The 24,676-nt window shown below is 72.9% G+C and carries 21 protein-coding genes; 11 read left to right on the top strand and 10 right to left on the bottom strand.

Going from position 1 to position 24,676, the window contains the following annotated elements; all coding sequences use genetic code 11:
- Nucleotides 1-115 precede the first annotated feature (115 nt).
- The gene (locus tag ACZ4Z2_RS32680; RefSeq protein ID WP_468081046.1) at nt 116-529 is read left to right on the top strand and encodes a hypothetical protein; all 414 of its coding nucleotides are present in this window, start codon (nt 116-118) and stop codon (nt 527-529) included.
- Nucleotides 530-562: 33 nt separating this feature from the next.
- On the opposite strand, the gene ACZ4Z2_RS32685 is transcribed toward ACZ4Z2_RS32680, so the two are convergent.
- The 5 genes from ACZ4Z2_RS32685 to ACZ4Z2_RS32705 all read right to left on the bottom strand — a co-directional run bounded on the left by ACZ4Z2_RS32685 (nt 563) and on the right by ACZ4Z2_RS32705 (nt 7,231).
- Nucleotides 563-1,162: a hypothetical protein gene (locus tag ACZ4Z2_RS32685; protein WP_468080980.1), complete on the bottom strand. Its 600-nt coding sequence runs from the start codon at nt 1,160-1,162 to the stop codon at nt 563-565.
- A gap of 100 nt (nt 1,163-1,262) precedes the next feature.
- On the bottom strand, nt 1,263-2,603 hold the full coding sequence (locus tag ACZ4Z2_RS32690) for an MFS transporter (protein ID WP_468080982.1): 1,341 nt from the start codon (nt 2,601-2,603) through the stop codon (nt 1,263-1,265).
- Between the two features lie 37 nt (nt 2,604-2,640).
- On the bottom strand, nt 2,641-4,104 hold the full coding sequence (locus ACZ4Z2_RS32695) for a CitMHS family transporter (RefSeq protein WP_468080983.1): 1,464 nt from the start codon (nt 4,102-4,104) through the stop codon (nt 2,641-2,643).
- A gap of 121 nt (nt 4,105-4,225) precedes the next feature.
- Complete coding sequence (locus tag ACZ4Z2_RS32700) at nt 4,226-6,481, bottom strand: molybdopterin oxidoreductase family protein (protein WP_468080984.1); 2,256 nt, start codon at nt 6,479-6,481, stop codon at nt 4,226-4,228.
- 132 nt (nt 6,482-6,613) lie between these two features.
- The gene (locus ACZ4Z2_RS32705) at nt 6,614-7,231 is read right to left on the bottom strand and encodes a TetR/AcrR family transcriptional regulator (protein WP_468080986.1); all 618 of its coding nucleotides are present in this window, start codon (nt 7,229-7,231) and stop codon (nt 6,614-6,616) included.
- Nucleotides 7,232-7,536: 305 nt separating this feature from the next.
- Here ACZ4Z2_RS32705 and hmgA point away from each other — a divergent pair, with 305 nt between their 5' ends.
- Genes hmgA through ACZ4Z2_RS32720 form a run of 3 tightly spaced genes read left to right on the top strand, consistent with a single transcriptional unit; the run spans nt 7,537 to nt 10,846 of the window.
- Nucleotides 7,537-8,862 carry a homogentisate 1,2-dioxygenase gene (hmgA, locus tag ACZ4Z2_RS32710; RefSeq protein ID WP_468080988.1) on the top strand — a complete coding sequence of 442 codons (1,326 nt, stop codon included), beginning with the start codon at nt 7,537-7,539 and terminating at the stop codon, nt 8,860-8,862.
- A 28-nt stretch (nt 8,863-8,890) separates the two neighbouring features.
- Nucleotides 8,891-9,640 carry a GntR family transcriptional regulator gene (locus ACZ4Z2_RS32715; RefSeq protein ID WP_468080989.1) on the top strand — a complete coding sequence of 250 codons (750 nt, stop codon included), beginning with the start codon at nt 8,891-8,893 and terminating at the stop codon, nt 9,638-9,640.
- 12 nt (nt 9,641-9,652) lie between these two features.
- The gene (locus tag ACZ4Z2_RS32720) at nt 9,653-10,846 is read left to right on the top strand and encodes a type ISP restriction/modification enzyme (protein ID WP_468080991.1); all 1,194 of its coding nucleotides are present in this window, start codon (nt 9,653-9,655) and stop codon (nt 10,844-10,846) included.
- 25 nt (nt 10,847-10,871) lie between these two features.
- Here the strand turns inward: ACZ4Z2_RS32720 and ACZ4Z2_RS32725 are convergent, their stop codons facing one another.
- Nucleotides 10,872-11,579 carry a TetR/AcrR family transcriptional regulator gene (locus ACZ4Z2_RS32725; RefSeq protein ID WP_468080992.1) on the bottom strand — a complete coding sequence of 236 codons (708 nt, stop codon included), beginning with the start codon at nt 11,577-11,579 and terminating at the stop codon, nt 10,872-10,874.
- A gap of 63 nt (nt 11,580-11,642) precedes the next feature.
- Between ACZ4Z2_RS32725 and ACZ4Z2_RS32730 the strand changes: the two genes are divergently transcribed.
- The 3 genes from ACZ4Z2_RS32730 to ACZ4Z2_RS32740 all read left to right on the top strand — a co-directional run bounded on the left by ACZ4Z2_RS32730 (nt 11,643) and on the right by ACZ4Z2_RS32740 (nt 14,771).
- Entirely contained in the window at nt 11,643-12,644 is a 1,002-nt protein-coding gene (locus ACZ4Z2_RS32730) for an ATP-binding cassette domain-containing protein (protein WP_468080994.1), read from the top strand.
- Complete coding sequence (locus tag ACZ4Z2_RS32735; protein WP_468080995.1) at nt 12,641-13,423, top strand: ABC transporter permease; 783 nt, start codon at nt 12,641-12,643, stop codon at nt 13,421-13,423. Before ACZ4Z2_RS32730 ends, ACZ4Z2_RS32735 begins: the two co-directional genes overlap by 4 nt.
- Nucleotides 13,424-13,547: 124 nt before the next feature.
- The gene (locus tag ACZ4Z2_RS32740) at nt 13,548-14,771 is read left to right on the top strand and encodes a CaiB/BaiF CoA transferase family protein (protein WP_468080996.1); all 1,224 of its coding nucleotides are present in this window, start codon (nt 13,548-13,550) and stop codon (nt 14,769-14,771) included.
- Between the two features lie 29 nt (nt 14,772-14,800).
- Here the strand turns inward: ACZ4Z2_RS32740 and ACZ4Z2_RS32745 are convergent, their stop codons facing one another.
- The 3 genes from ACZ4Z2_RS32745 to ACZ4Z2_RS32755 all read right to left on the bottom strand — a co-directional run bounded on the left by ACZ4Z2_RS32745 (nt 14,801) and on the right by ACZ4Z2_RS32755 (nt 16,611).
- On the bottom strand, nt 14,801-15,067 hold the full coding sequence (locus ACZ4Z2_RS32745) for a hypothetical protein (RefSeq protein WP_468080997.1): 267 nt from the start codon (nt 15,065-15,067) through the stop codon (nt 14,801-14,803).
- Between the two features lie 115 nt (nt 15,068-15,182).
- Entirely contained in the window at nt 15,183-15,986 is an 804-nt protein-coding gene (locus ACZ4Z2_RS32750) for an anti-sigma factor (protein WP_468080999.1), read from the bottom strand.
- Nucleotides 15,987-16,068: 82 nt separating this feature from the next.
- Nucleotides 16,069-16,611: a sigma-70 family RNA polymerase sigma factor gene (locus ACZ4Z2_RS32755; protein WP_468081001.1), complete on the bottom strand. Its 543-nt coding sequence runs from the start codon at nt 16,609-16,611 to the stop codon at nt 16,069-16,071.
- 317 nt (nt 16,612-16,928) lie between these two features.
- Here ACZ4Z2_RS32755 and ACZ4Z2_RS32760 point away from each other — a divergent pair, with 317 nt between their 5' ends.
- From ACZ4Z2_RS32760 to ACZ4Z2_RS32775, 4 genes are all read left to right on the top strand, one after another.
- Entirely contained in the window at nt 16,929-18,452 is a 1,524-nt protein-coding gene (locus ACZ4Z2_RS32760; protein WP_468081002.1) for a DUF4331 domain-containing protein, read from the top strand.
- 131 nt (nt 18,453-18,583) lie between these two features.
- A complete protein-coding gene (locus tag ACZ4Z2_RS32765) occupies nt 18,584-19,981 on the top strand; it encodes a tetratricopeptide repeat protein (RefSeq protein WP_468081003.1) in 1,398 nt (465 codons plus the stop codon).
- The gene (locus ACZ4Z2_RS32770) at nt 19,978-21,720 is read left to right on the top strand and encodes a nickel transporter (protein ID WP_468081004.1); all 1,743 of its coding nucleotides are present in this window, start codon (nt 19,978-19,980) and stop codon (nt 21,718-21,720) included. The genes ACZ4Z2_RS32765 and ACZ4Z2_RS32770 overlap by 4 nt, the downstream gene beginning before the upstream one ends.
- A gap of 59 nt (nt 21,721-21,779) precedes the next feature.
- A complete protein-coding gene (locus ACZ4Z2_RS32775) occupies nt 21,780-23,462 on the top strand; it encodes a serine/threonine-protein kinase (RefSeq protein WP_468081005.1) in 1,683 nt (560 codons plus the stop codon).
- A gap of 112 nt (nt 23,463-23,574) precedes the next feature.
- On the opposite strand, the gene ACZ4Z2_RS32780 is transcribed toward ACZ4Z2_RS32775, so the two are convergent.
- A complete protein-coding gene (locus tag ACZ4Z2_RS32780) occupies nt 23,575-24,381 on the bottom strand; it encodes an SGNH/GDSL hydrolase family protein (RefSeq protein WP_468081006.1) in 807 nt (268 codons plus the stop codon).
- Nucleotides 24,382-24,676: the final 295 nt, after the last annotated feature.

A 24,676-nucleotide genomic window follows, 5' to 3' on the forward strand; every position in this document is an offset into this window, starting at 1 on the left:
GGCGGACCCGGGCGGTCGCGCCGGCCGCCCGGCGGTCGGGCGGGCGGACTGGCCGACGGCATCGGCGGGGGCGGACCCTCCCGGCGCCGCGGACCCTGCGGACCCCGGGCGCCCCGTGGCAGCGGTCGCGCTCGCACCGGCACCGGCGCCCGTGGGCGTCCCCCCGCCCGCCGGCGAGCCCGGTGCGTCGCCGCCGGGCGGTGCCGCTCCGGGGCGACGGGCCGACGTGGAGGCCGCCCCCGAGGCCGCACCCGCGGGAGACCCGGGCACGGTGGGCGCGTCCGGGGAGGTGCGGGGCGCGGTCGTCGCCGTCGGGCGCGCCGGGGGCGACGGTGCGGGCGACGGCGTGGAGCGCGGGGACGGGGAGTACCGGGGCGCCGGGGCGCGCGATGCCCCCGCATCGCGCGCCCCCCGCTGGGCCCCGGCGAGGCCGGGCCCGTGGGGGCCGGCCCGCTCCTCGTCCTTCGCCCAGTTCGCGACGCTCACCACCAGCACGACCGTCAGCACGATCGTCCGTGTGAGGCGGTAGGCGCGCGTCCGGAACCAGGGCCTCGGGGCGCGTCTACGCGGCGCCATCGGCGCGACGACGGCGCAGCCGCAGATAGGCGACCCCGCCCACGGCGGCGAGGCCCACGGTGGCCGCCCCGGCGACCGGGGAGAAGTCCTTGGTCATGGCGAGACCGCCACCGCCGGCGGGCGGGCCCCCGTTGGGGGCGACGGGGCAGTTCACGTTGAAGTCCTTGAACTTGGGTGCGGCCGCCTCGCCGACGATCCGCCAGGTCAGCCGGTAGTCGCCCTCCTGGAACCGCACGGCCCCCTCGGGCGTCACCGGCGGGGTGTAGCCGCTGCCGTCGTCCCCGAGCGCGATGGCGCCCTCGGCGATGGGGTTGGGGACCGCGGCGGGCGGCAGCTTGTCGATCGTCCAGGCGATGCTCTGCCCCCGGCGGAAGTTGAACGCGGCCAGATAGAAGTCGCAGACGTTCGGCTGGTGGCGCTGGTTGCTGAACGGGAAGCCCACCCTGTGGATCTTGACGTCGGGGTCGCCCGGCGCCGCGACGGCGGCCGGTGCCGAGATCATGGTGGCTCCCGTGGCGGTGAGCGTCGCGAGGACGGCGGCACTCGCGCGTGCTCCGGCGCGGCGGGGGCGGGACGAGGTGGACATGCAAGACCTCCGAGTCAGGTGATTGTCATACAAATCACGCTTTCACCTGACTCTCTGTCACATCACGGGGGAGGAGGCGGGAGCCGCGCCTCACGCCCCGTCAGATATCCCTCTTCCGGCCCAAGACCGCCCTGGCCCCGGGAGCCGCGCCCCCGGCGGAACCGTCCCTGCCGCCGCTCCCCCCGGCGGAACCGTCCCTGCCGCCGCGCCCCCCGGCGGAACCGTCCCTGCCGCCGCTCCCCGCCGAGGTGTCCTCCCCGCCGCTCCCCCGCTCCGGACCGGCCGGGGAGCGCAGGGCGATCCCCGACGACACCAGCAGCAGCACGCCGAGCAGCACGAACGGCGCGGCCACGCCCGCGACCCCGGCGATCAGACCCGCGGCGGCGGGCGCCGCGACCTGTCCGAGCCGGTTGCCCGTGAGCCGCAGCGCGAGGGCGGTGGAGCGGGCGTCGTCCGGGGCGGCGTGCACGACCGTCGTCATGGACAGCGGCTGGCCGACGCCCAGGCAGAAGCCGAGCGCGGCGAGCACCAGGGCCAGCGCCCACACCGGCACCGGCACCGCGATCCCCGCGCACAGCACGGCCCCGAGCCCACAGGTCACCGTGAGCAGCGCGCTCCTGCCGAGCCACCGCAGCATGGGCGTCATCACCAGACGGCAGGCGATGGTGGCGGCGGCCCGCAGACTCAGCAGCAGGCCGATGACGGACGGCGCGATGCCCCGGTCCTCACCGACGACCGGGAGGTAGGCGGTGAGGATGTCGGTCGCCGACAGCACCGCGAGGCTGATGAGGATGCCCCCCGGCACACCTCGGGTCCGCAGGATGCGGTGCACGGGCACCCGCTCGCCCTGCTCCGTACGGGACTTGGGGTCGACCGGGCGCTCAATGCGCCACAGCGAGGTGAGCGCGACCGCGGCGCCGGCCCCCGCGACCACCAGGGCCAGGGCACTGGTCCGCGCCATGTCCGGGCCACCGATCAGGGCGCCCGCGGCGATCGGGCCGATCAGCTGGCCGAGCGAGGCGCCGATGGTGAAGTGGCCGAAGTTGCGGTCGTGTTCGTCCGGCGCGGACTGCCGGGCGACCAGCGACTGGGCGCCGATGACGAAGGAGAGATGGCCGAGGCCCATCACCCCGCTCCATACGGCCATCGTCACCAGGGAGTTCGCCAGACCGCTCAGGACACAGCCGCCGGTGATGAGCACCACGCCGACGGGCAGCAGGGGCGCGCACCGCCCCTGGTCGGTCCGCCGGCCGAGCGGTACGGCGGCGAACAGCGGGAGCAGGGCGTAGACCCCCGCGATCACACCGATCGCCCGCTCGTCGGCGCCCAGCGCGAGGGCCCGGTAGGAGACGGCGGGCCGCGCCATCGACACCGCCCCCTGCGCGAAGCTGAAGGCGATGACGAGACGGAGCAGCCAGCCGCGATTCCTGCCGGGCCTCATGATGACGCTTCTCCCTGGTTCGGTTGACGCCCGTGACTCAGATGATGCCCATCAGGATTCCGGCGCCCAGGATGACCAGCGAGGTGACCGCCGCCCACTTCACCACGAACCTGGTGTGGTCGCCGAACTCGACCTTCGCCATGCCGACGAGGACGTAGACGGCGGGGACGAGCGGGCTGGACATGTGCAGCGGCTGGCCGACGAGGGAGGCGCGGGCGATCTCCAGGGGCGAGACACCGTGCGCGGCACCGGCCTCGGCGAGGACCGGCAGGACGCCGAAGTAGAAGCCGTCGTTGGACATGAAGTACGTGAGCGGCAGGCTCAGGAAGCCGGTGACGAGGGCCATGTGCGGGCCCATGCCCTCGGGGATGCCGTCGACGATCCACTTGGCCATGGAGTCGACCATGCCGGTGCCCTGGAGGACGCCGGTGAAGACGGCGGCGGCGAAGACCATGCCCGAGACGTTGAGGACGTTGTCGGCGTGGGCGGCGAGCCGGGCCTTCTGGTCGGGGATGTGGGGGAAGTTGACCGTCAGGGCAAGCGCGGCGCCGAGGATGAAGAGCACCGGGATCGGCAGCCACTCCATGATCATGGCGGTGAGCAGCGTGACCGTGAGCAGCGCGTTGAACCAGTACAGCTTGGGGCGCAGCGTCGGACGGTCGGGGTCCAGGCCCTGGAGGCGGACGTCGTCGGAGTCGTCGTCCTCGGGGTCGGCGTCCGTGCCGGAGCCGGCGCCGCCGGTGGTCTTCGTCGTACGGCCGTTGTCGTCACCGGAGCCGGCGGCGGAGGCGGAGGCGCCCGCGCCGACGAGCACGGTCTCCTCGGACTGCTCCTGCTCCTCGTCCTTGACGATCTTGTCCTGCTCCAGGACCTCGTCGAGGCTCAGCACACCGAGGCGCTTGCGCTCACGCAGACCGAGGAAGTACGAGAGCACGAACACGAAGAGCAGGCCGACGGCGAGCGCCGGGATCATCGGGACGAAGATGTCGCCCGCGTCGAGCTTGAGCGCGGTGGCGGCGCGGGCGGTCGGGCCGCCCCAGGGCAGCGTGTTCATCACGCCGTTGGCGGTGGCGGCGACACCGGTCATCACGACCAGGCTCATCTTCAGGCGCTTGTACAGCGGGTACATCGCCGAGACGGTGATCATGAAGGTGGTCGAGCCGTCGCCGTCGAGCGAGACGATCGCGGCGAGCAGGGCCGTGCCGAGGACGATGCGCAGCGGGTCGGCCTTGCAGAACTTCAGGATGCCCCGGACGATCGGGTCGAAGAGACCGACGTCGATCATGAGGCCGAAGTAGACGATGGCGAACATGAGCATCGCGGCGGTGGGCGCGAGGTTGCCCACCCCCTCGATGACGTAGTCGCCGAGCTTGGCGCCCTTCCCTACGAAGACGCAGAAGAGAGCGGGGATCAGCACGAGCGCCGCGATCGGCGACATCTTCTTCATCATGATCAGGACCAGGAAGGTCGCGATCATGGCGAAGCCGAGGATGGTCAACATGTGGATACCTAACGTTCGCCCTTGAACTCCCACCAGGGCACCGGCGGTGCGACGACGTTAGGGCGGCCCCACAAGCGTTAACAAGACGTTGACATGCGAGCAATAAGCGCAAAACTCCTGGTCACAGCGTTGCGCCTGCTCGCGCTACCTCCACGGGCACTCCGTTGAGGACCGCGTTGCCCGACAGTGGGTCAAGGAGCGAGCCGTCGAGCAGCTGGTTGACGTTGACGCCGGGGTCGAGCGCGGCGTGGCTCATCCGGGTCCCCGGCCGGTCGTGTCCCCAGCCGTGCGGAAGGCTCACGACGCCCCGGCGTACGCCGTCGGTGACCTCGGCGGGGGCGGTGACCTCTCCCCCGGCGCCCTTGATCCGTACGGCGTCCCCGTCGGCGATGCCGAGGCGTGCGGCGTCGTCGGGGTGGAGGTGCAGGGTGCAGCGGTTGGAGCCGCCGGTGAGGGCGGGGATGTTGTGCAGCCAGCTGTTGTTGGACCGCAGATGGCGGCGGCCGATGAGGACGAGGCCGTCGGGGCGCTCGCGCAGGGCCGTGCGGAGCCTCGGCAGATCGTCGACGATCGGCCGTGGCAGCAGTTCGACCTTCCCGCTCACCGTCTTCAGCGGCTGGGGCAGCCGGGGCCCGAGCGGGCCGAGGTCGATGCCGTGCGGGTGGGCGAGCAGCCGCTCCAGGTTCAGGCCGTCGGGGCGGGCGCCGAAGCCGTCGCCGTACGGGCCGAGGCGCAGCATCATGTCGAGCCGCCGTTCGGGGCCGCTCTCGCCGGTGAGCAGGGCGGCGAGTTCCTTCGGGTCACGGCCGTGGACGGGCGAGTGGGTCTCCTTGACGGCCCTGCCGAGGGTCTGGCCGATGACCAGGTCGTCCACGGCGGAGGGGTCGGCGCCGTGCATGCCGGTGGTGGCGAGGGTGAGGCGGGCCAGGATCTCGGTCTCCGCCATGCGGCCGTCCTCCAGGGGCACGGCGGCGCGGTTGTAGCGGACCTGGTTGCGGACGGCGAACGCGTTGAACGCGAAGTCGAAGTGGGGGGCCTGCGAGGGCGGGGGCGGCGGCAGGACGACATCGGCGTGGCGGGCGGTCTCGTTCAGATAGGGGTCGACGCTGACCATGAAGTCCAGCGAGTCGAGCGCCTTGTCGAGACGGTCGCCGTCGGGCGCCGAGAGCACCGGGTTGGCGGCGACGACGATCAGGGCGCGGACGGGGCTGCCCTCGGCGGTGGCCGTGTCGATCTCCTCGGCGAGCGCGGACAGCGGCAGCTCGCCCTTGGCCTCGGGGTGGCCGCCGACCCGGCTGCGCCACCGTCCGAGGGCGAAGCCGCGGCCGGGTCCGGCGGGCCGGGGCGTCTTGTCCGTGGCGGAGTGCGGGAAGAGGGCCCCGCCGGGCCGGTCGAGGTTGCCGGTGAGGATGTTGAGGACGTCGACGAGCCAGCTGGCGAGGGTGCCGTGCGGGACGGTGCAGCTGCCGATGCGGCCGTAGACGGCGGCGGTCGGCGCGGCGGCCAGTTCACGGGCCATGTCCCGGATGACGGCGGCGTCCACGTCGCAGGCGACGGCGGCGGCCTCGGGGCTGAACCCCCCAACGGCTTCGGCGAGTTCCTCGACGCCGAGGACGTGGGGGGCCAGGTCGCCGAGGTCGACGAGGTCCTCCTCGAAGAGGACGTGCGCCATCGCCGCGAGGAGCAGCGCGTCGGTGCCGGGGCGGATCGCGACGTGCCGGTCGGCGAGCTTGGCGGTGCGTGTCAGCCGGGGGTCGACGACGGTGAGGGTGCCGCCGCGGGCCCTGAGCGCCTTGAGCCTGCCGGGGAAGTCGGGGGCGGTGCACAGGCTGCCGTTGGACTCGAGCGGGTTGGCGCCGAGGAGCAGCAGGTGGTCGGTGCGGTCGAGGTCCGGTACGGGGATGGCGTGGGCGTCGCCGTACAGGAGTCCGCTGGAGACGTGCTTGGGCATCTGGTCGACCGTGGAGGCGGTGAACAGGCTGCGGGTGCCGAGTCCGGCGAGGAGGACGGGCGGGTAGAGGGCGCCCGCCATGGTGTGCACGTTCGGGTTGCCGAGGACGACGCCGACGGCGTGCGGGCCGTGCGCGTCGACGACCGGGCGCAGTCCGGCGGCGACGGCGTCGAACGCCTCCGCCCAGGTGGCCTCGCGCAGTTCCCCGTCCTCGCGGACCAGCGGGGTGCGCAGCCGGTCGGGGTCGCCGTCGGCCGCGCCGAACGAGGCGCCCTTCGGGCAGATGAACCCCTTGCTGAACACATCGTCCCGGTCGCCGCGGGCCTTGGTGACCCGGGTGCCCTCGATGGTGAGGGTGAGCCCGCAGGTGGCCTCGCAGAGCGGGCAGATCCGCAGGGCGGTGCGGGAGTCGGGGGTGGTGGACACGGGTCCTCCCGGAGGGCGACGGCGTTGGCGCTCGGACGGGCGCCGCGCACGCTGGGTCGCGCGGCGCCGCAGCCGAGCATACCGACCGGTATGCATCAGCGGGAGGGGCGAGCGGGGCCGGGGCGGATCGAGTCAGTCCAGGACGCGCGCGAGATAGGCCCGCAGCAGCTGCCGCATCTCCTCGATGATCCGCGCGTCCCCCTCGGGCGAGACCCGGAAGGAGAGGTGGACGAGGGTGTCGGCGGTCTCGACGGCGATGAGGAAGACCCGGCGCAGGTCCTCGTCGGGGGTGCGGCCGATATAGGCGGAGAGCAGCTCGGAGAGGCGGTCGGCGACGCGGGTGTTGGGCTCCTGCCGGCTGCCGCCCACGGGGATCTGGTTGCCGAAGTCGATGAGGGCGAAGCCGGGGGCGTGGCGCTTCATGTCGAGGTACTCGTCGAGGACGGCGTCCATGGCGGTGCGCCAGTCCCGGTCGCCGGTGCCCTCCAGACGGCGTCCGACCCGCTCGGCGAACCGGTCGAGGTTGCGTTCGGCGAGCGCGTCGGCCATCGCGCGCTTGTTGCCGAAGAAGCGGTAGACGGAGCCGATGGGGACACCCGCGCGCAGCGCCACGGCACGGGTGCTCAGCGCGTCGTAGCCCACCTCGTCGAGGAGGTCGGCGCAGGCGTCGAGGATCCTGGTCAGTCGTTCGGCACTGCGCCGCTGCACGGGTGCGCGGCGCAAGGAGGTCGCCTGGGACACGGGCTTCATGATGCCTTTCCGCCGAGGTCCGATGAGCTTCCGGATACAGGTACGGCCGGTACCGCCACTCCCGCTCAGCGGTCGAACACTGCGGACGACGAACATCCGCACGTCCAGGGCCTGCCGGGAGCGTAGAGCACCGCACTGACAAGACGGATCCTCCTCGGGTCCGGTTCTCAGGCCCGCCCCGACGGCACCCGATGTGACGACACGACGCGCCGCGGCTTGCCGCGACCCGGCCATCGGCCCTCTTGCGCCCACCCCGCTCGAATCCTACGGTGATGCATAGGAATCAGGAGCGCGAGGGAGCGATCATGAGCGGGGACGTCAGGAAGACGGCCGAAGGGCTGGAGTACCTCTCCGGTTTCGGCAACGAACACGCCTCGGAGGCGGTCCCGGGCGCGCTGCCGCAGGGCCGCAACTCACCCCAGCGCGCCCCGCTCGGCCTGTACGCGGAGCAGCTCAGCGGCACCGCCTTCACCGAGCCCCGGGCGCACAACCGCCGCTCCTGGCTCTACCGCGTCCGCCCGTCGGCCGCGCACCCGGCCTTCACCCGCGCGGACAACGGCACGCTGCGCACGGCCCCCTTCACCGAGACGGTCCCCGATCCCAACCGGCTGCGCTGGAACCCCCTCCCGGAACCCGCGGCGGGCACCGACTTCCTGGCCGGCCTGTGGACGCTCGGGGGCAACGGCGACGCGGCCCAGCGCTCCGGCATGGCCGTGCACCTGTACCACGCCACGTCCTCGATGGAGCGGGTCTTCAGCGACGCCGACGGCGAGCTGCTGATCGTCCCGGAGCGGGGCGGCCTCCTCCTGCGCACCGAGTTCGGCCTCCTCCACGCGGAGCCCGGCGAGGTAGCGCTGGTCCCGCGCGGCGTCCGCTTCCGCGTCGAACTCCTCGACACCACCGCCCGCGGCTACGTCTGCGAGAACTACGGCGCCCCCTTCCGCCTCCCCGACCTCGGTCCGATCGGCGCCAACGGCCTCGCCAACGCCCGTGACTTCCGGGCGCCGGTGGCGGCGTACGAGGACGTGGAGGGCCCGGTGGAGGTGGTCAACAAGTTCTGCGGGAACCTCTGGACCGCCGTCTACGACCACTCACCGCTCGACGTGGTCGCCTGGCACGGCAACTACACCCCCTACGTCTACGACCTGCGGCGGTTCAACGTCATCGGCTCGATCTCGTACGACCACCCGGACCCGTCGATCTTCACGGTGCTGACGTCGCCGTCGGACACGCCGGGGCTGGCCGGTGTGGACTTCGTGGTGTTCGCGCCGCGCTGGCTGGTGGGCGAGGACACGTTCCGGCCGCCGTACTTCCACCGGAACGTGATGAGCGAGTACATGGGCCTCATCGAGGGCGCCTACGACGCCAAGGCGGCCGGGGAAGGGGGCTTCGTGCCCGGCGGCGGCTCGCTGCACACCATGATGTCCGCGCACGGTCCCGACCGGGAGACCTTCGACCGGGCGAGCGCCGCCGAGCTGGCACCGCAGAAGATCGACGACGGGCTCGCCTTCATGTTCGAGACCCGGTGGCCGATCCTGACGACCGCGCAGGCGGCCCGGGCGGACCATCTCCAGCAGGGGTACGACGACGTCTGGTCGGGCCTCCAGCGCCACTTCGGTCCGTTGCGCTGACCGCGCCGGGCCGGGTACGGATAACGTCGTGACCTCCTTCGCCCCGGACTCGATCGTCCTGAACCGCAAGCTGCCCCTCTGGTATCAGGTCTCGCAGTCCCTGCGCGCCTCGATACTGGGCCGCTCACCCCACGACCCGCTGCGCCTGCCCACCGAGGAGCAGCTGGCCGGGCACTACGGGGTGAGCGTGCTGACCATGCGGCAGGCCCTGAAGGAGCTGGAGGACGAGGGGCTGATCAGCCGGCACCGGCGGCGCGGCACGTTCATCGAGCCGGGCGCGCAACGGGGCACGCCCGTGCGGCTGCTCGGCTCGGTGGACGCGATCGTGGCCCAGCAGTCGGGCATGACGACCGAGCTGCTGGAGCAGGGCAGCACCCCTCTGTCGGGTGAACTCTCGGAGTACTTCCCCGACTTGACCGAGGTGGCCACCTACCACCGGCTGCGCGGCGACGAACGGACGGGGGAACCCACCAACCACGCCCGCAACTACGTCCGTCCGGAGCTGGCCGAACGCATCGACCGGGAGGACCTGCTGCGCTGGCCGATGACCAAGGTGCTCCGCGACGCCGTCGGCGTGGCCATCAGCCGCATCACCGACACCGTCGAGGCCCGCCTCGCGGACCCGGAGACGGCCCGTCTGCTCCAGATCCCGCTGCTCAGCCCGATCCTGCACTACACGGGCGTCACCTACGACGAGTCGGGCCGCGTCCTGGACGTCGCGGTCATCCACTACCGCGGCGACCGCTTCTCCTTCACGGTCACGCTCGACGCCCACTGACGAGGTCGTACGATGCCCCGCGTGACGCACGACGACGCTCCGCTGCTCGCGGACCTCATGCCGTGGTCCGTCGCACCGCCGCGGCTGGGCCGGGGGTGGCCGGCGGCTCCCGACGCGGCCTCTCTCAAGGCCCGCTGGGACGCGCTGATGAAGGCGGAGGGCCCGGACCGCGAGGCCCTGTTCGGTCCCACGCGCTCCCGCACCCTCGCCTCCGCGGTCCCCGCGCTGCCGGGCCGGTCCGGCGGCACCGGCCGGCTGGCACGCGAGTCGGGCCCCTGCCCCGAGCCCGTACGGGTCCTCGCCGCGCCCTTCGACGAACAGTGGCTCATCCCCGACCACCGCCTCATCGACGCGGCCCGCCCCGAGCTGTGGCGGGTCGCGGACGGGCACCAGGTGTTCGTGGTGGAGCAGTCGGGCGCGCCCGAACCCTCCGGGCCGCCGCTCCTCGCCACCTCGCTCCTGCCCCTGACTCCCCCGCACGGCCCGCGCCCCGGCAGGGTCCGCCCCCTGTACCGGCGGCCCGGCGGCCGGGAACCGAACCTGGCCCCCGGTCTCACGGGGTTCCTCGCCGACCGGGTGGGCGCCGACCGCGTCGGCCCGCTGGACGTGCTCGCCTGGATCCTGGTGACCGCGCGCCCGGGCCCCCGAGGCACGGAGGTCCCCCTCACCCCGGACCCGGACACCTGGTTCCGGGGTGTCGAGGTGGGCCGCCGCGCCCTCTGGCTGATGCGCCGCGACGGCGACCGCCCCAAGCTGCCCGGCGGCCGGCGCCCCTACGTCCGCGCCCCGCTCCCGGCCCGCCCGGTGGAACTGCGCTACGACCCCGACGAGGAGGCCCTCCTGCTCGACGAGGGCCGTGTCTCGCCGGTGCCGGCCGGTGCCTGGGACTTCCACGTGGGCGGTGTCCGTGTCCTCGACGCGTGGTTCGCCCGCCGCACGGAGCCCGCGCGACCGGGCACGCTGGAGGCCGTCCGCCCCGCAACCTGGCCCCAGACCTGGACGTCGGAACTCCTGGAGCTGATCACGGTCCTGGCGCTCCTGGCCGAACTGCGGCCGAGTCAGGCCGAGGTGACGGTGAAGGATCAGCTCACGGCGGAGGAGCTGCGCACGGCGGGCGTCCTGCCGGTGGCGGAGTCCGCGCGCCGACCGGCCTCGGTGCTGGACCACGACGAGGAAGGCCCGGAGGGCCAGTTCACGCTGCTGTGAGGCGGACCCGCCGCCGGGCTCGGCCTCAGGGGGCGAACGAGTCCAGCACCCGGTCCAGCATCCACGCGAACACGGCCTCCAGATCGATCGGCCCCGCGTCCTCCGTGAACGCCGCCGCCATCCGCGGATACGCCCCGGAGGCGATCTGACCGCCCAGATAGGCGATGCGCACCTGGTTCTCCTGCTCCTCCGACCAGGGCAGCGCCCGCGTCCGCTCCGCCGTCGCCAGTTCGTTCGCCACGTACGTCGTCACGCACCCGTTGAGCAGCGCCAGGAGCTGGAGCTTCGTGCCGTACGGCGCGTCGAGCGGGTCCATGCAGGCCAGGCAGTGCTCCAGGAACCGCAGCGCGTTCGGGCTGAACCCGTACACCGGTGACATCAGCCGCGGCAGCCATGGATGCCTCCGCATCAGCTCCCGCGTCTGGTGGGCCACCCGGCGCAGGTCGGCCCGCCAGTCCCCGCTCGGCTCCCACAGCTCGTGCTCGCCGCCGACGGCGTCGACCATCAGCTCGTGCAGGTCCTCCTTGCGCGGCACGTAGTTGTAGAGCGACATCGTCCCGCAGCCCAGCTCGGCCGCGACGTGCCGCATCGACACGGCGTCGAGCCCGCCCTGGTCGGCGAGCCGCACCGCCACCGCCGCGATGTCCGCACGGCTGAACGCGGGCCTCGGACCTCGGCCGGTGCGCTCGGGGCGCGCCCAGATCACTTGGGGTACGGCCGGTCGGCCAGCCATCGATCATCACCTCGGCCACCATCGTAGTTACGTACACCGTACGTAGTGCGCTATGGTCACCCCATGACTTCTACGTACGCTGTACTTAGTGAAGGTCTGGAGAAGCGTTTCGGGGACGTCCATGCCGTCCGGGGCCTGGATCTCGCCGTGGAGCGGGGCTCGGTGGTCGGGATGCTCGGCCCGAACGGGGCGGGCAAGACCACGGCCGTACGGCTGCTGACGACGCTGCTGCGCCCGGACGCCGGCTCGGCGCGGATCGCGGGGCACGACCTGGTCCGGGAACCGGCCGCCGTCCGACGGGCGATCGGTGTGACCGGGCAGTACGCATCGGTGGACGGGGACCTCACCGGGCGGCAGAACCTGCGGCTGTTCGCCCGGCTGCGCCGCGTCCGCGACACCGCCGCCCGCGCGGGCGAACTCCTCGACCGCTTCGGGCTGGCGGAGGCAGCCGACCGGCCGGTCTCCACGTACTCGGGCGGGATGCGCCGCCGGCTCGACCTGGCGGCGAGCCTGATACGGCATCCGGCGGTGCTCTTCCTCGACGAGCCGACCACGGGGCTCGACCCGGTCAGCCGCAACCAGATCCAGGACGCCGTGACCGCCCTCAAGGCGGAGGGGACGACCGTGCTGCTGACCACGCAGTACCTGGAGGAGGCCGACCGGCTCGCCGACCAGGTGGTGCTGATGGACCGGGGCCGGATCGCGCACAGTGGCTCGCCGCCCCAGCTCAAGGCGCTCATCGGCTCCTACGCGGAGGTCGTCGTCGCGCACGCCGACGCGATGGTCCGGGCGGCGGGGGTCCTCGACCACCTCACCGGCGGGGAGCCGTCGTTCGACCGGGACCGCAACGCGGTCGGGGCGGTCACCCTCGACCCGACGCTGACGCTCCCCCGACTCGTCCGCGAACTGGACGCGGCCGGTGTGCCGTTGATCGACGCGAGCCTGCGCCCGCCGACCCTCGACGACGTGTTCCTCCGCCTCACCGGGGCCCCCGCGACCGACCGCTCCGACGCCTCGGACCTCACCGGCTCCGACCCCTCCCACCTGAAGGAGCGTGCCGCATGAACGCGTTGGCGTACGACGGCGCGGCCATGCTCGGCCGTCAGCTGCGGCGGGCCCGGAACAACCCGGGGCTGCTGATCCTCACCCAGTCGATGCCGATCTCGATGCTGCTGTTTTTCGGCTATGTCTTCGGCAGCGCCCTCGCGGTGCCGGGCGAGGAGTACCGGCGGTTCCTGGTCCCCGGTCTGCTGGTGGCGACGGCGGCCGGCGGGATCATGACCGGCATGTTCCAGGCCGCCCAGGACACCCACCGCGGCGTGATGGACCGGTTCCGCACCCTGCCGATGAGCCGGGCCGCAGTACCGCTCGGGCAGGTGGCGGCGGACGTGGTGCTCACGGCCGCCGGGACGGTGCCGTTCCTGCTGGTCGGGCTGGCGGTGGGCTGGCGGATCGAGGGCGGCGCGCTCGCGGCGGCCGGCGCGTTCGCACTGCTGCTGCTGTTCCGGTGCACGGCGGTGTGGATCGGCGTCTTCCTCGGCCTGCTCACCCGGAACGAGGACGCCGCCGGTCAACTGGGCGGGGCGACCTTCCTGTTGCCGCTGCTCTCCAACGCGTACATCCCGACCGAGGGGTTGCCGGGCTGGCTGCGCACCGCCGCCGAGTGGAACCCGATCAGTGCGGTCACCACGGCCCTGCGCGACCTGTTCGGGAACGCGCCCGTCCCGGACGGTGCCGCCTGGCCGGTGGCCCACCCGGTCGCCGGTTCGCTGGCCTGGTGCGCCGTCCTCCTCGCGGTGTTCGTGCCGCTCGCGGTACGGACGTACGCGGCCGGCCCCAGGTGATCCTCCGGCCCGTTCGGGGGGACGGGCCGGACCGGGCGGCCTCCGGCCCGCTCCGGCGGGGCGGGCCGGGGTGGGGCACGTGACGCTCGGCACGCCCTGCTGACAACGGCGGCCCGCCGGGGACATGATCCACGGCATGCGCTCACTGACCGGCACCGGCGATCCCCTCCCCCTCGACGGCCTCACCGTCGTCGCCGTCGAGCAGGCCGTGGCGGCGCCCTTCGCCACCCGGCAGCTCGCCGACCTCGGCGCCCGTGTGATCAAGGTCGAGCGGGTCGACGGCGGTGACTTCGCTCGCGGCTACGACACCGCCGCGCGGGGCCTGGCCTCGCACTTCGTGTGGTGCAACCGGGGCAAGGAGTCCCTCGCCCTCGACCTGAAGGACCCGCGCGGACTGGACGTCGTACGGCGGCTGGTGGCGGACGCCGACGTGTTCGTGCAGAACCTCGCGCACGGCGCGGCGGCCCGCCTCGGTCTGGACGCCGCCACCCTGTGCGCCGCGCACCCCCGGCTGATCGCGGTGGACATCTCCGGCTACGGGGCGTCGGGGCCGTACGCGGACAAGCGGGCGTACGACATGCTCGTGCAGTGCGAGGCCGGGCTGGTGTCGGTGACGGGCACCCCGGAGCAGCCGGTGAAGGCGGGCATCCCGGCGGCGGACATCGCCGCCGGGATGTACGCGTTCTCGGGGGTGCTCGCGGCGCTCGTCCGGCGGGGCACCACCGGGCGGGGCGGGCCGGTGGAGGTGTCGATGCTGGAGGCGCTCGCCGAATGGATGGGGCACCCGCTGCACCACACCCTGCACGGCGGCACTCCCCCGGTGCGGACGGGCCTCGCGCACGCGGTGATCGCGCCCTACGACGCCTATCCGACGGCGGACGGCGGACGGGTGCTGCTGTCGGTGCAGAACGACCGGGAGTGGCGCCGGCTCGCCGAGCAGGTGCTGGAACGACCGGAGTTGGCCGATGACCCGGCGTTCGCCACGAACCCGGCCCGGGTCGCGCACCGGGACCGTACGGACGAGGCGGTCGCGCGGGCGCTGCGCGTCCTGGACGCGGACGAGGCGGTGGCGCGGCTGCAGGCGGCCGGCATCGCGTGCGCACGGCTGAGGGACGTGCGCGAACTTGCGGAGCATCCACAACTGGCGGCCCGGGACCGGTGGCGGGAAGTGGGGTCACCGGTGGGGCCGCTCAGGGCGCTGCTGCCGCCCCTCACACTGCCGGGCGGGGACGAGGCACGGATGGGGGCGGTACCCGCGCTCGGGGAACACACTGAGTCGCTGCTGCGCGCCGTGGGGATGACGGGCGACGAGATCGCAGCGCTGCGCCGGGACGGTGTGATCGCCTGAGCGCGGGCTTCCTGCTGAGGACGTTGGTGCTAGCGGCTGCCGAAGAGCGAGCGGCGCAGCCGCCTCAGGGGTGCGAACAGCGAGACACGGCCGACGCGGGTGTCCTTGGCGGCGCGCTTCTCATGCGGGGAACGCGCTGTGATCTCGCGCATCAGCGAGGTCGCCTCGGCCGCCTCGCGCTGCGGCACGGCGGGGCCGCTCAGCACCGAGAGATGGCGGTCGAGGCGCGAACTGGTCGCACTGCTCCCGCAGGTGATCGCAGGGACGCGCGCCCTGCGGACTGTTATCTGTTCCATGTCACTCCCCACCCGTTCGAGTCCACCCGGCCCGGGCAGCGTAACCATATCGCCCCACCCGAGCACTCGGGAATCGCGGTCTCGGTATACACCTACCCCGTAAGGGCGTTGTCGATTACTCTCCGAATCCAACTGATTCCAGGGCGAGTTGGACAATTGGCTGGCTGGTGGGCTGCGCTGACCCCCCGTCGGGCTCGACGGTCACGGCGAGTGACATGGCGTCGGTGTCCAATCCGTCGGTGACCAAGGGCGTGTCGCCGTCGAAGAGGCCCAGGGAGCGTGGTTGCACGTCGGGGCGCATGAGCCAGAGCTGGTGCACCCGGTCGCGCGGCAGGTTCTCGAATCCGCTGAGCGTCACGATCGCTTTCCCCTCCTCGGCGGAGGCGATCACTCCGATTCCATTGCCGTCCGCGTCCCGTTCACTGGTCGCGCGGGCGTCAGGCGCTGTGAGAACGTGGGCGATCTCACGTGACTGCGCGCGCTCCGCGTCCAGCTGATCCCGCGTCCGGTCCGCCTCGACGGCGAACAGCGACGCCACGACGAGCGCGCCGGCGGCGGTCACGGTGGCGAGCGGCATGAACAAAGGGCGCATCCTGGGCGCACGGGCGCGCGCCTTCGGTGGCGGCGCGGTGCCCCAGACGTGGGGTGGCAGATGCTGCTGGGGCCGCGCCTGCGCCGGGGCCTCCTGCGGAGTGCTCCGTACGGCGGCGAGCACCCGGTCGCGCATCGCGGCCGGCGCGGGGACGGCCGTCGACCAGGCGAGGCGGACCGCGTCCTCCGCCAGGGCGCGCACCTCGGCGGGGCAGCGGTCGCAGCGTTCCAGATGCTTCTCGAAGCGGCGGCGCTCGTCGGGCTCCAGGGCGTCCAACGCGTACGGGGCGGCGAGCGAGTGGGGGTCCTCGCGGCGGAACACGCTCATGCCGCGCCTCCCTCGGGCACCCGGGCGCGGGGCGTGGTGGAACCGGACGGGGCCTTCTGTGCCGCGAGGCCGATCAGGGCGCTCATGCGACTCCTCCCAGGCATTCGCGCAGCCGTGTGAGTCCGTCGCGCATACGGGTCTTGACCGTGCCGAGGGGCAGCGAGAGCCGCTCGGCCACTTCACGGTAGGTGTAGCCGTCGTAGTAGGCGAGGGTGACCGACTCGCGCTGGAGCGCGGTGAGCCGCTCCAGGCAGTGGCGCACCCACTGGCGTTCGAGGCCGGCCTCGACCTCCTCGGCGACCTGGTCGAAGGCGGTGTCGTGGGCCCGTCGCCCCTCGCGCTGCTCGCGCTCGCTGGCCGCGCGGGCGCTGCGCACCCGGTCCACCGCGCGCCGGTGGGCGAGGGTGAGGATCCAGGACAGGGCGCTGCCCCGGGCGGGGTCGAAGCGGGCGGCGGAGCGCCACAGTTCGAGCAGCACCTCCTGGGCCACCTCCTCCGACTGCGCGGGATCGCGGACGACCCGGCGCACCAGACCGAACACCGGTCCGGACACCAGGGCGTACAACTCCTCGAAGGCCCGCTGGTCACCTCCGGCCACCCGGACCAGGAGTTTGTCCGCCTCCACTCGCTCCCCCTCGCCTCCGGCCGAGCACGGCCATCCCCGCGCGTAAGGCATACGCAACCGACCCACCTCCGGATGGGGTTACGGATCAGCCTGCCCAAAACGCGGGTCCCGCGTCGACGAATCCGATCGGATCCGACCGGATCGGACCGCCGGCCGTGTCCGCGCAGAAGTCCGAGCAGAACCAGATCAAGGAATCGGGCTCTCCGCTGAGACAACCTTTCAAACGCGCCGTAAGAACGTTTGGGATTCGACCAATCCACCCTGCCGACCGCTCCGAATGGCGATCGTCAGGCAAGTTGGGACAGAGGACGGACGGCATGACGACACCTACTTCCAAGAGCGGCGCGGGGCGGCGGAGCATCGCGGCCCTCATCTGTGCTTCGCTGGCCGCCGGAGGGCTCGCAGCCGCCGGCGTCACCGTGCTGGAGCCGGGGGCGGCGTCGGCCTCCAGCCACCGCGAGGCTCCGCTGATCTCCGGGGAGCCCCAGTTCGACAACACGGACGTGTACGCGTTCGTCAGCCCGGACCGGCCGGACACGACGACGATCATCGCGAACTGGATCCCCTTCGAGGAGCCGGCGGGCGGCCCGAACTTCTTCCCGTTCTCCGAGGACGCCCAGTACGACATCCGCGTCGACCAGGACGGCGACGCGAAGGAAGACCTCGTCTTCCGCTACACGTTCGACACCAAGACGAAGAACGACAAGACGTTCCTGTACAACACGGGTGTCGTGGAGAGCCTGGACGACCCGGACCTCAACATCACGCAGACCTACGACATCGAGCTGATCAAGCTGCGGGACCGCCGCCCGGTGTCCCGGACGAAGCTCGCCGACGACGTGCGGGTGGCGCCCTCCAACGTCGGCAAGGCGTCGATGCCGAACTTCAAGAAGCTGCGCGACGACGCCGTCTACAAGACCGCGAGCGGGGTGACGACGTTCGCCGGCCAGGCCGACGACCCGTTCTTCCTGGACCTGCGCGTCTTCGACCTGCTGTACGGCGGTGACCTCTCCGAGGTCGGGCGGGACACCCTCAAGGGCTACAACGTCAACTCGATCGCGCTCCAGGTGCCGAGCGAGGCGCTCGCCTACTCCAAGGAGCAGCCGATCGTCGGCATATGGTCGACGACCCAGCGCAAGGGCGCCAACGGCCGCTTCCACCAGGTCTCCCGCCTCGGCATGCCGCTGGTGAACGAGGTCGTCAACCCGCTGAAGGACAAGGACCGGTTCAACGCGTCCTCGCCCACGGAGGACGCCCAGTTCCTGAACAACGTCACCGAGCCTGAGCTGCCGAAGCTGATCGAGGCGATCTACAAGATCCCCGCCCCGAAGACGCCGCGCAACGACCTCGTCGACGTCTTCCTGAAGGGCGTCGAGGGCCTCAACCAGCCGCCGCACGTGACCCCGTCGGAGCAGCTGCGCCTCAACACCTCCATCGCGCCCGCCGCGAAGCCGAAGCGGCTCGGTGTGCTCGACGGTGACAACCAGGGCTTCCCGAACGGCCGCCGGCTCACCGACGACGTGATCGACATCGCGCTCCAGGTCGTCGAGGGCGAGCTGGTCGGCGCCAAGAACGACCTGGGCGACGCGGTCGACAAGAACGACAAGAAGTTCGGCAAGTCCTTCCCGTACGTCGGTCTGCCGACGGCCGGTTCGCGGGGCAAGACGGTCAAGGGCAACACCACGAACAACGTGCGCAGCGCGCTGGGCGGCGGTGTCGAGGCCGGCATGGACGACACCACGCTGATCGCGGCCTCCGCCGGCGCGGGCGCGGCCGGTGTGCTGCTCATCGGCTCGGGTCTGCTGTGGTGGCGCCGCCGGAACGACCGCGCCTACTACTAGGCCGCCCCGGCCGGGCCCCGCGGGGCCCGGTCCACCGACCGGCGCGGTCCGCTCGTAGCCATCCCCCACGGCGCGGGCCGCGCCCCACCGACGTCATCACCGTTGCCCGGCAAGGACTTTGAGGAGAGGGCATGTCCCCGCGTACGAACGACAGCGCGTCGCAGGACGGACGTCCGCGCCCCGACGAGGGGGCTCCCGGGACCGAGTCCGGCCGGCGGCGGCTGCTGCGGCTCACCGCGTGCGCCGCCGCGCTGGCCGTGGCGTTCACCGGGTTCGCGGTCGCGCTGGGCGCCCGGGACGACGACCGGACGGTGGCCCTCTCCTCCTCCCCCGGCCTCCCGGCGGCACAGCTCGCGAGCGGGGACCTCGACACGTCGGTCAGGGCGCTGCAGGCCCATCTCAAGGAGCAGCCGCGGGACTTCGGCTCGTGGTCGACGCTCGGCCTCGCCTATGTGGAGCAGGCCCGCACCAAGGGTGACCCCTCCCGCTATCCGCAGGCCGAGAAGGCCCTGAACCGCTCCCTGAAGCTGCGGCCGGACAACGACCCGGCGCTCGCCGGCCTCGCCGCGCTGGCCGCCGCCCGCCATGAGTTCGAGGACGCCCTGCGCTACGCGGACCGGGCGCTCGAGGAGAACCCGTACAGCGAACGCGCGTTGTGCAGCCGCATCGACGCGCTCGTCGAACTAGGCCGGTACGACGAGGCGTTGAAGGCGGCCAAGCTCGCCGACACCCGCCGTCCCGGCATCCCCGTGTTCACCCGCTACGCCTATGTGCACGAGCTGCGCGGCGATGTGAGGACCGCCCGCCGCGTCCTGCGGCAGGCGCTCGACTCGGCGGTGACGCGGGGCGACATCGCCTACGTGGCCACCCAGCTCGGGCAGCTGGCATGGAAGCAGGGCGACCTCGGAACGGCGCTCGACCACTACGCGCGCGCCCTGGGCGCCGACGACACCTACCTCCCGGCGCTGGAGGGCCGCGCCCGCGCCCAGGCCGCGAGCGGCGACACCACCGAGGCCGTCCGCGGTCTCGAACAGGTCGTGTCCGCCTACCCGCTGCCGGGCCCGCTGGTCCTCCTCGGCGAGCTGTACGAGGCGAAGGGCGACAAGTCGGCGGCCCGCGAGCAGTACGCGCTGGTGAACGCCTACACCGCGATCGCCCGCGCCAACGGCGTCAACGCCGACCTCGACACCGCGCTCGCCGCCGCCGACCACGGTGACACGAAGGCCGCCCTGCGCGCGGCCGAGGCGGAGTGGAAGCGCCGCGAGACGGTCCACACGGCGGACGCCCTCGCCTGGGCGCTGCACGTCAACGGCCGCGACGAGGAGGCCCTGCCGTACGCCAGGCGGGCCACGGCCACCGGGTACAAGGACGCGACGTTCCTGTACCACCGGGGGATGGTCGAGTACGGCGCCGGCGAGAAGAAGGCCGCGAAGGTCTCGCTCGAGGCGGCACTGGACCTGAACCCCGGCTTCGCTCCGCGCGGCGCCGCCGAGGCCCGTACGACCCTGAAGGCTCTGGAGGCCAAGTGACGTCCGCCCGGCGCCTGTTCGCCTCCTGCGCGGCGGTCCTCACGACCGCCTGCACCCTCGTGCTCGTGCCCAGCGGGACCGCGAGCGCGCACCCGCTCGGCAACTTCACCGTCAACCGGTACGACGGACTGGTCGCCGCCCCCGGACAGCTGAAGGTCCTCCACGTGGAGGACCTGGCGGAGATCCCGGCCACCCAGGCGGAGCCCGCGATCGAGCGTCGGGGGAAGGCGGGCTGGGCCCGCGAACGGTGCGCCACGGCCGCCGAGGGCACCGAGGTGACGGTCGACGGGCGGGCCGTCGAGGTGACCGTCGTGTCGAGCCGGGCGCAGGAGCGGCCGGGCCAGGCGGGGCTGAAGACGCTCCGTGTGGAGTGCCGGCTGACGGCCGCCCTGCCGGACCGGGCCGTCGACGTGCGCTTCCACGCCGCCGTGGACTCAGGGCCCGGCTGGCGCGAGGTCACCGCGCAGGGCGACCGGATGACGCTGACCGGCTCTGACGTACCGGAGGAGTCGGTGTCGGACCGGCTCACCGACTACCCCCAGGAACTGCTCCAGTCCCCCGAGGACACGGCGGCCGCGTCCCTCCAGGTACGGCCCGGCGGTCCCGCGCTGGCGGAGCGCGAGAACGACGCGCCGGGTGCCTCGATCCTGCCGCGCGGCGCGGACCGCTGGACCCGGGCCCTGGACGACCTGGTCTCCAGCCACGACCTCACCCTCGGCTTCGGCGCGCTGGCCTTCGGCATCGCCCTGTTCCTCGGCGCGATGCACGCGCTCGCGCCGGGCCACGGCAAGACGCTCATGGCCGCGACCGCCGCCGCCCGCGACCGGGCCAGGATGCGCGACGTCCTGCCGATGGCCGCGTCGGTGACGATCACCCACACCCTCGGCGTGGTCGCCCTCGGCCTGCTGGTCCTCGCGGGCTCCGCCGCCGCCCCGTCCGTCATCACCTGGCTCGGCATCGCGAGCGGCCTCTTCGTGATGACGGCGGGCGTGACGCTGGCCCGCCGCGCCTGGCTGAACCGCAAGCTGGCACTGACCCCGGGCCACGGGCACGGGCACGGGCGTTCCCACGAGCACGGGCATTCCCACGAGCACGAGCCCGAGCCCGAGCCCGAGAAGCAGCTCGTCCTCGCCCACGCGCACGACCACCCCCACGGACACGCCCAAGCCCGCGAAACAGCCCCCGCCAAGGCGCACACCCACCACCACGGCACCCACGGCCACACCCACAGTCACGACCACGACCACACCCACGACCACGACCACGACCACGACCACACCCACGGACCCGACCACACCCACGAGCACGAGCACACCCCCTCCCCCAAGCGCTCGCTCCTCGGCGGCGGTCTGACCCACACGCACGGGGGTTTCACGCACACCCACCCCACCGCGCCCACCCTGCGCGGCACGATCCTGCTCGGCTTCGCGGGCGGCATGGTGCCGAGCCCTTCCGCGGTGGTCGTGCTGGTCGGCGCGGCGGCGTTGGGCAAGGCGTGGTTCGGGTTGCTGCTGGTGCTGGCGTACGGCATCGGCCTGGCGCTCACGCTGACCGCGGCCGGGTACGCCGTGGTGAAGGCGGGCGGCTGGGCGGCGCGGGTGCTGGACAAGGGCCAGGGCCGGCTCGGCGGTCCCACGGCGGCGCTGGTCCGCCGCACCGTGCCGCTGGCCTCGGCGCTGCTGGTCGTCGCCCTCGGGGCTGGTTTGGTGTTCAAGGGGGCGGCATCCGCGTTCCTCTGAGCTACTTTGGGGAGAAATCGCACGGAGTGGAGACGTCGCGCGGATGCGAATGATGGGGGATGTCCGTGTCCGAAGAACCGGGCAGTGAACGTGTGATCGCGGGCCGCTACCGCCTGCTGACCCCGCTCGGCCAGGGCGGGATGGGCACGGTGTGGCGGGCCCGTGACGAGGTGCTGCACCGTGAGGTGGCGGTCAAGGAGGTACGGGCCCCGGCCGGTATCCCGACGTCCGACGTCGAGCGGATGTACGCCCGGCTGGAGCGGGAGGCGTGGGCGGCCGCCCGGGTCGCCAACCGCAATGTGGTCACGGTGTACGACGTGGCCGTGGAGGACGGCCGCCCGTGGATCGTGATGGAGCTGGTGCGCGGCCTGTCGCTCGCCGACCTCCTGGACGCCGAGGGCCCGCTGCCCCCGCAGCGCACCGCGCAGATCGGCGCCGAGGTGCTGGCCGCACTGCGTGCCGCGCACGAGGCGGGGGTCCTGCACCGGGACGTGAAGCCGGCCAACGTGCTGATGTCCAACGACGGCCGTGTGGTCCTCACCGACTTCGGCATCGCCACGGTGGAGGGCAGCTCCGCGCTGACGATGACCGGCGAGGTGATCGGCTCGCCCGAGTTCCTCGCCCCCGAGCGCGCGCTCGGCCGTACGCCCGGACCCGAGTCGGACCTCTGGTCGCTGGGCGTGCTGCTGTACGCCGCGGTCGAGGGCAACTCCCCCTTCCGGCAGAACACCCCGCTGAGCACCCTGCGCGCGGTCGTCGACGAGGAGCTGCCGCCGCCGCGCCGGGCGGGCCCGCTGGCCCCGGTGATCGAGGGGCTGCTGCGCAAGGACCCGGCGGAGCGGGTCTCCGCCGAGCAGGCCGAGCGGGACCTGCGGATCATCGGCGCCGGGGGCACCCCCTCCGGGACCGGCACGGTCGGGGCGGCCCCGTACGCCCCGACGGTGCTCACGCCCTCGCCCGCGAGCGGCGGGACCGGGCGGACCTCGACGGGGTCCGGGCCCCCGACACCGCCGTATCCCGGCCCGGCGGTCGCGACGGGATCCTCGGCGGTGCCCGCCGGCGCGCCCGACCGCAACCGGCGTGCCCTCGTCTTCCTGGTCGCGGGGATCGCGGCGCTCGCCCTCGCCGTCGCGGGGCTGACGTACGCCTGGGTCAACCGGGACGACGGCGGGACCGGCGGCAACACCACCAGCGGGTCGGGCACGTCCGGCGGCAGCGGGGGGCGGACGAGCGGCGGCGGTACGTCCGACGAGCCGAGCGACGAGCCCACCACCGACGACGGCGACCGGCCCTCCGACACCCCGGACGACGACCCGACGACCAGCAGGCCGCCGGCCCAGTCCGTGAAGGTGGTGGTCGCGGGCGAGGCCACGCACTACTCGGGGGCGTGTCCGCCGTCGGAGGAGGAAGCGCCGCGCTTCACGGCGACGTTCACCGTGGGCCGGGTGCCCGTGAAGGTCGAGTACCGCTGGGTGACGGCGAGCAGCGAGGCGCCGGACACCGAGTGGAAGACGCTGTCGTTCCCGGCGGGCGGCGGGAAGAGCGAGCAGGACCGGATCGTCGTGACGACGTACGCGGCGGACACGACCTACGAGGACGAGATCAGCGTCGAGGTGCGCGGTCCGGTCGAGACGACGTCCAACTCCGTGGCGTTCTCCGTGGCCTGCGAGGGGGAGCCCCCGACGACCGGCGGGACCCCCTCGGACTCGGAGAACCCCGACGGCTCGGACGACGGGGCCTGAAAAGCCCACGGTCGCGCGGTGACCGGGCCGGCCCCGGGGAGCGGGGAGCCGGCCCGGTCGACGCGCCCAAGGCGTGCTCAGGTCGTGCTCGTGCGGGCGGCCGTGGCCGCTGTCACGCCGCGTTCCTGAACACCGGCAGGTACCCGCCCGACTGCCCCGCGGCCTTCGGGTGGTACGAGTCGCCGATGTTCAGCAGGTTGAGGCTGTGCAACCAGGCGTCGCCGGAGCACAGTTCGTGCCCGGTGAAGGCGGAGCGGACGTCGCCGAAGGTGAATCCGTGGTCGGCGGCGCGTTTGGCGATCGCGGTGTTCAGGTAGTCGGCCGCGTTGTTGATGGCGGACCGCTTGGTCTGGGACAGCCCGGGGCAGGTGCCGCCCAGCTGGTAGAAGCGCGGGTAGCCGAGCACCACCACATGGGCGGCCGGTGCCTTCGCCCTGATGGCCGAGTAGACCTTGTCGAGCTGGCCGGGCAGCGTCGAGTCGACGTACGCCTTGGCCGTGTTGATGCGGGAGACGCAGGAGCTGTCGGACTGGAGCACGCAGGTCGTCATCACATCGGCGAACCCGGCGTCGTTGCCGCCGACGGAGACCGACACGAGCCCGGTTCCGGCGCCCAGCGGGCCGAGCTGACTCGCCAGAACATCACCCGTTCGGGCGCCGGAGCAGGCCGTGAAGTCGAAGGACGAGGGTGAGTTGGCGGCCGCCCAGAGGTACGGGTACGCCTTCGTGCTGCGCTTGCAGTCGCCGCTGGAGGAGATGTAGCTCCCGGCGCCGACACCGGAGGAGTAGGAGTCGCCGAGGGCCACATAGCCGGTGGCGGCGGCCCGTTCGGACGCCTGCGCCGCCGCGGCCCCGGTCAGGGTGGCGGTGACGGCGAGGAGGAGCGAGGTCGTGAAGACCGCAAATCGGGAACGTCTCATGGAACCTCCCTTTAGCAGGATCTCTGTGCCAACCGTCGTAGCAACTACGCGTGTTGATCGGAAGTGTTCATGTCAAGACTTTCGGGCCCGATCGACCCGAACCCACCCCGTTCAACTTCCGTTCGATTGCGTACGTGTGGCATACGCATGACAAGACCGCAACTCCCTTGTGCCGCGCTTGCGGAGCCATCACGCTGCTGGGAGCCGTGAGCGGAACGCGCCGCTCCCGGTCGTGAGTGCGATCCCGCACACACCCCCCACAGACGCACGCCCCCCACCCCGGCGTGCGCCGCCT

It is taken from the genome of Streptomyces sp. NPDC030183 (assembly GCF_055573455.1).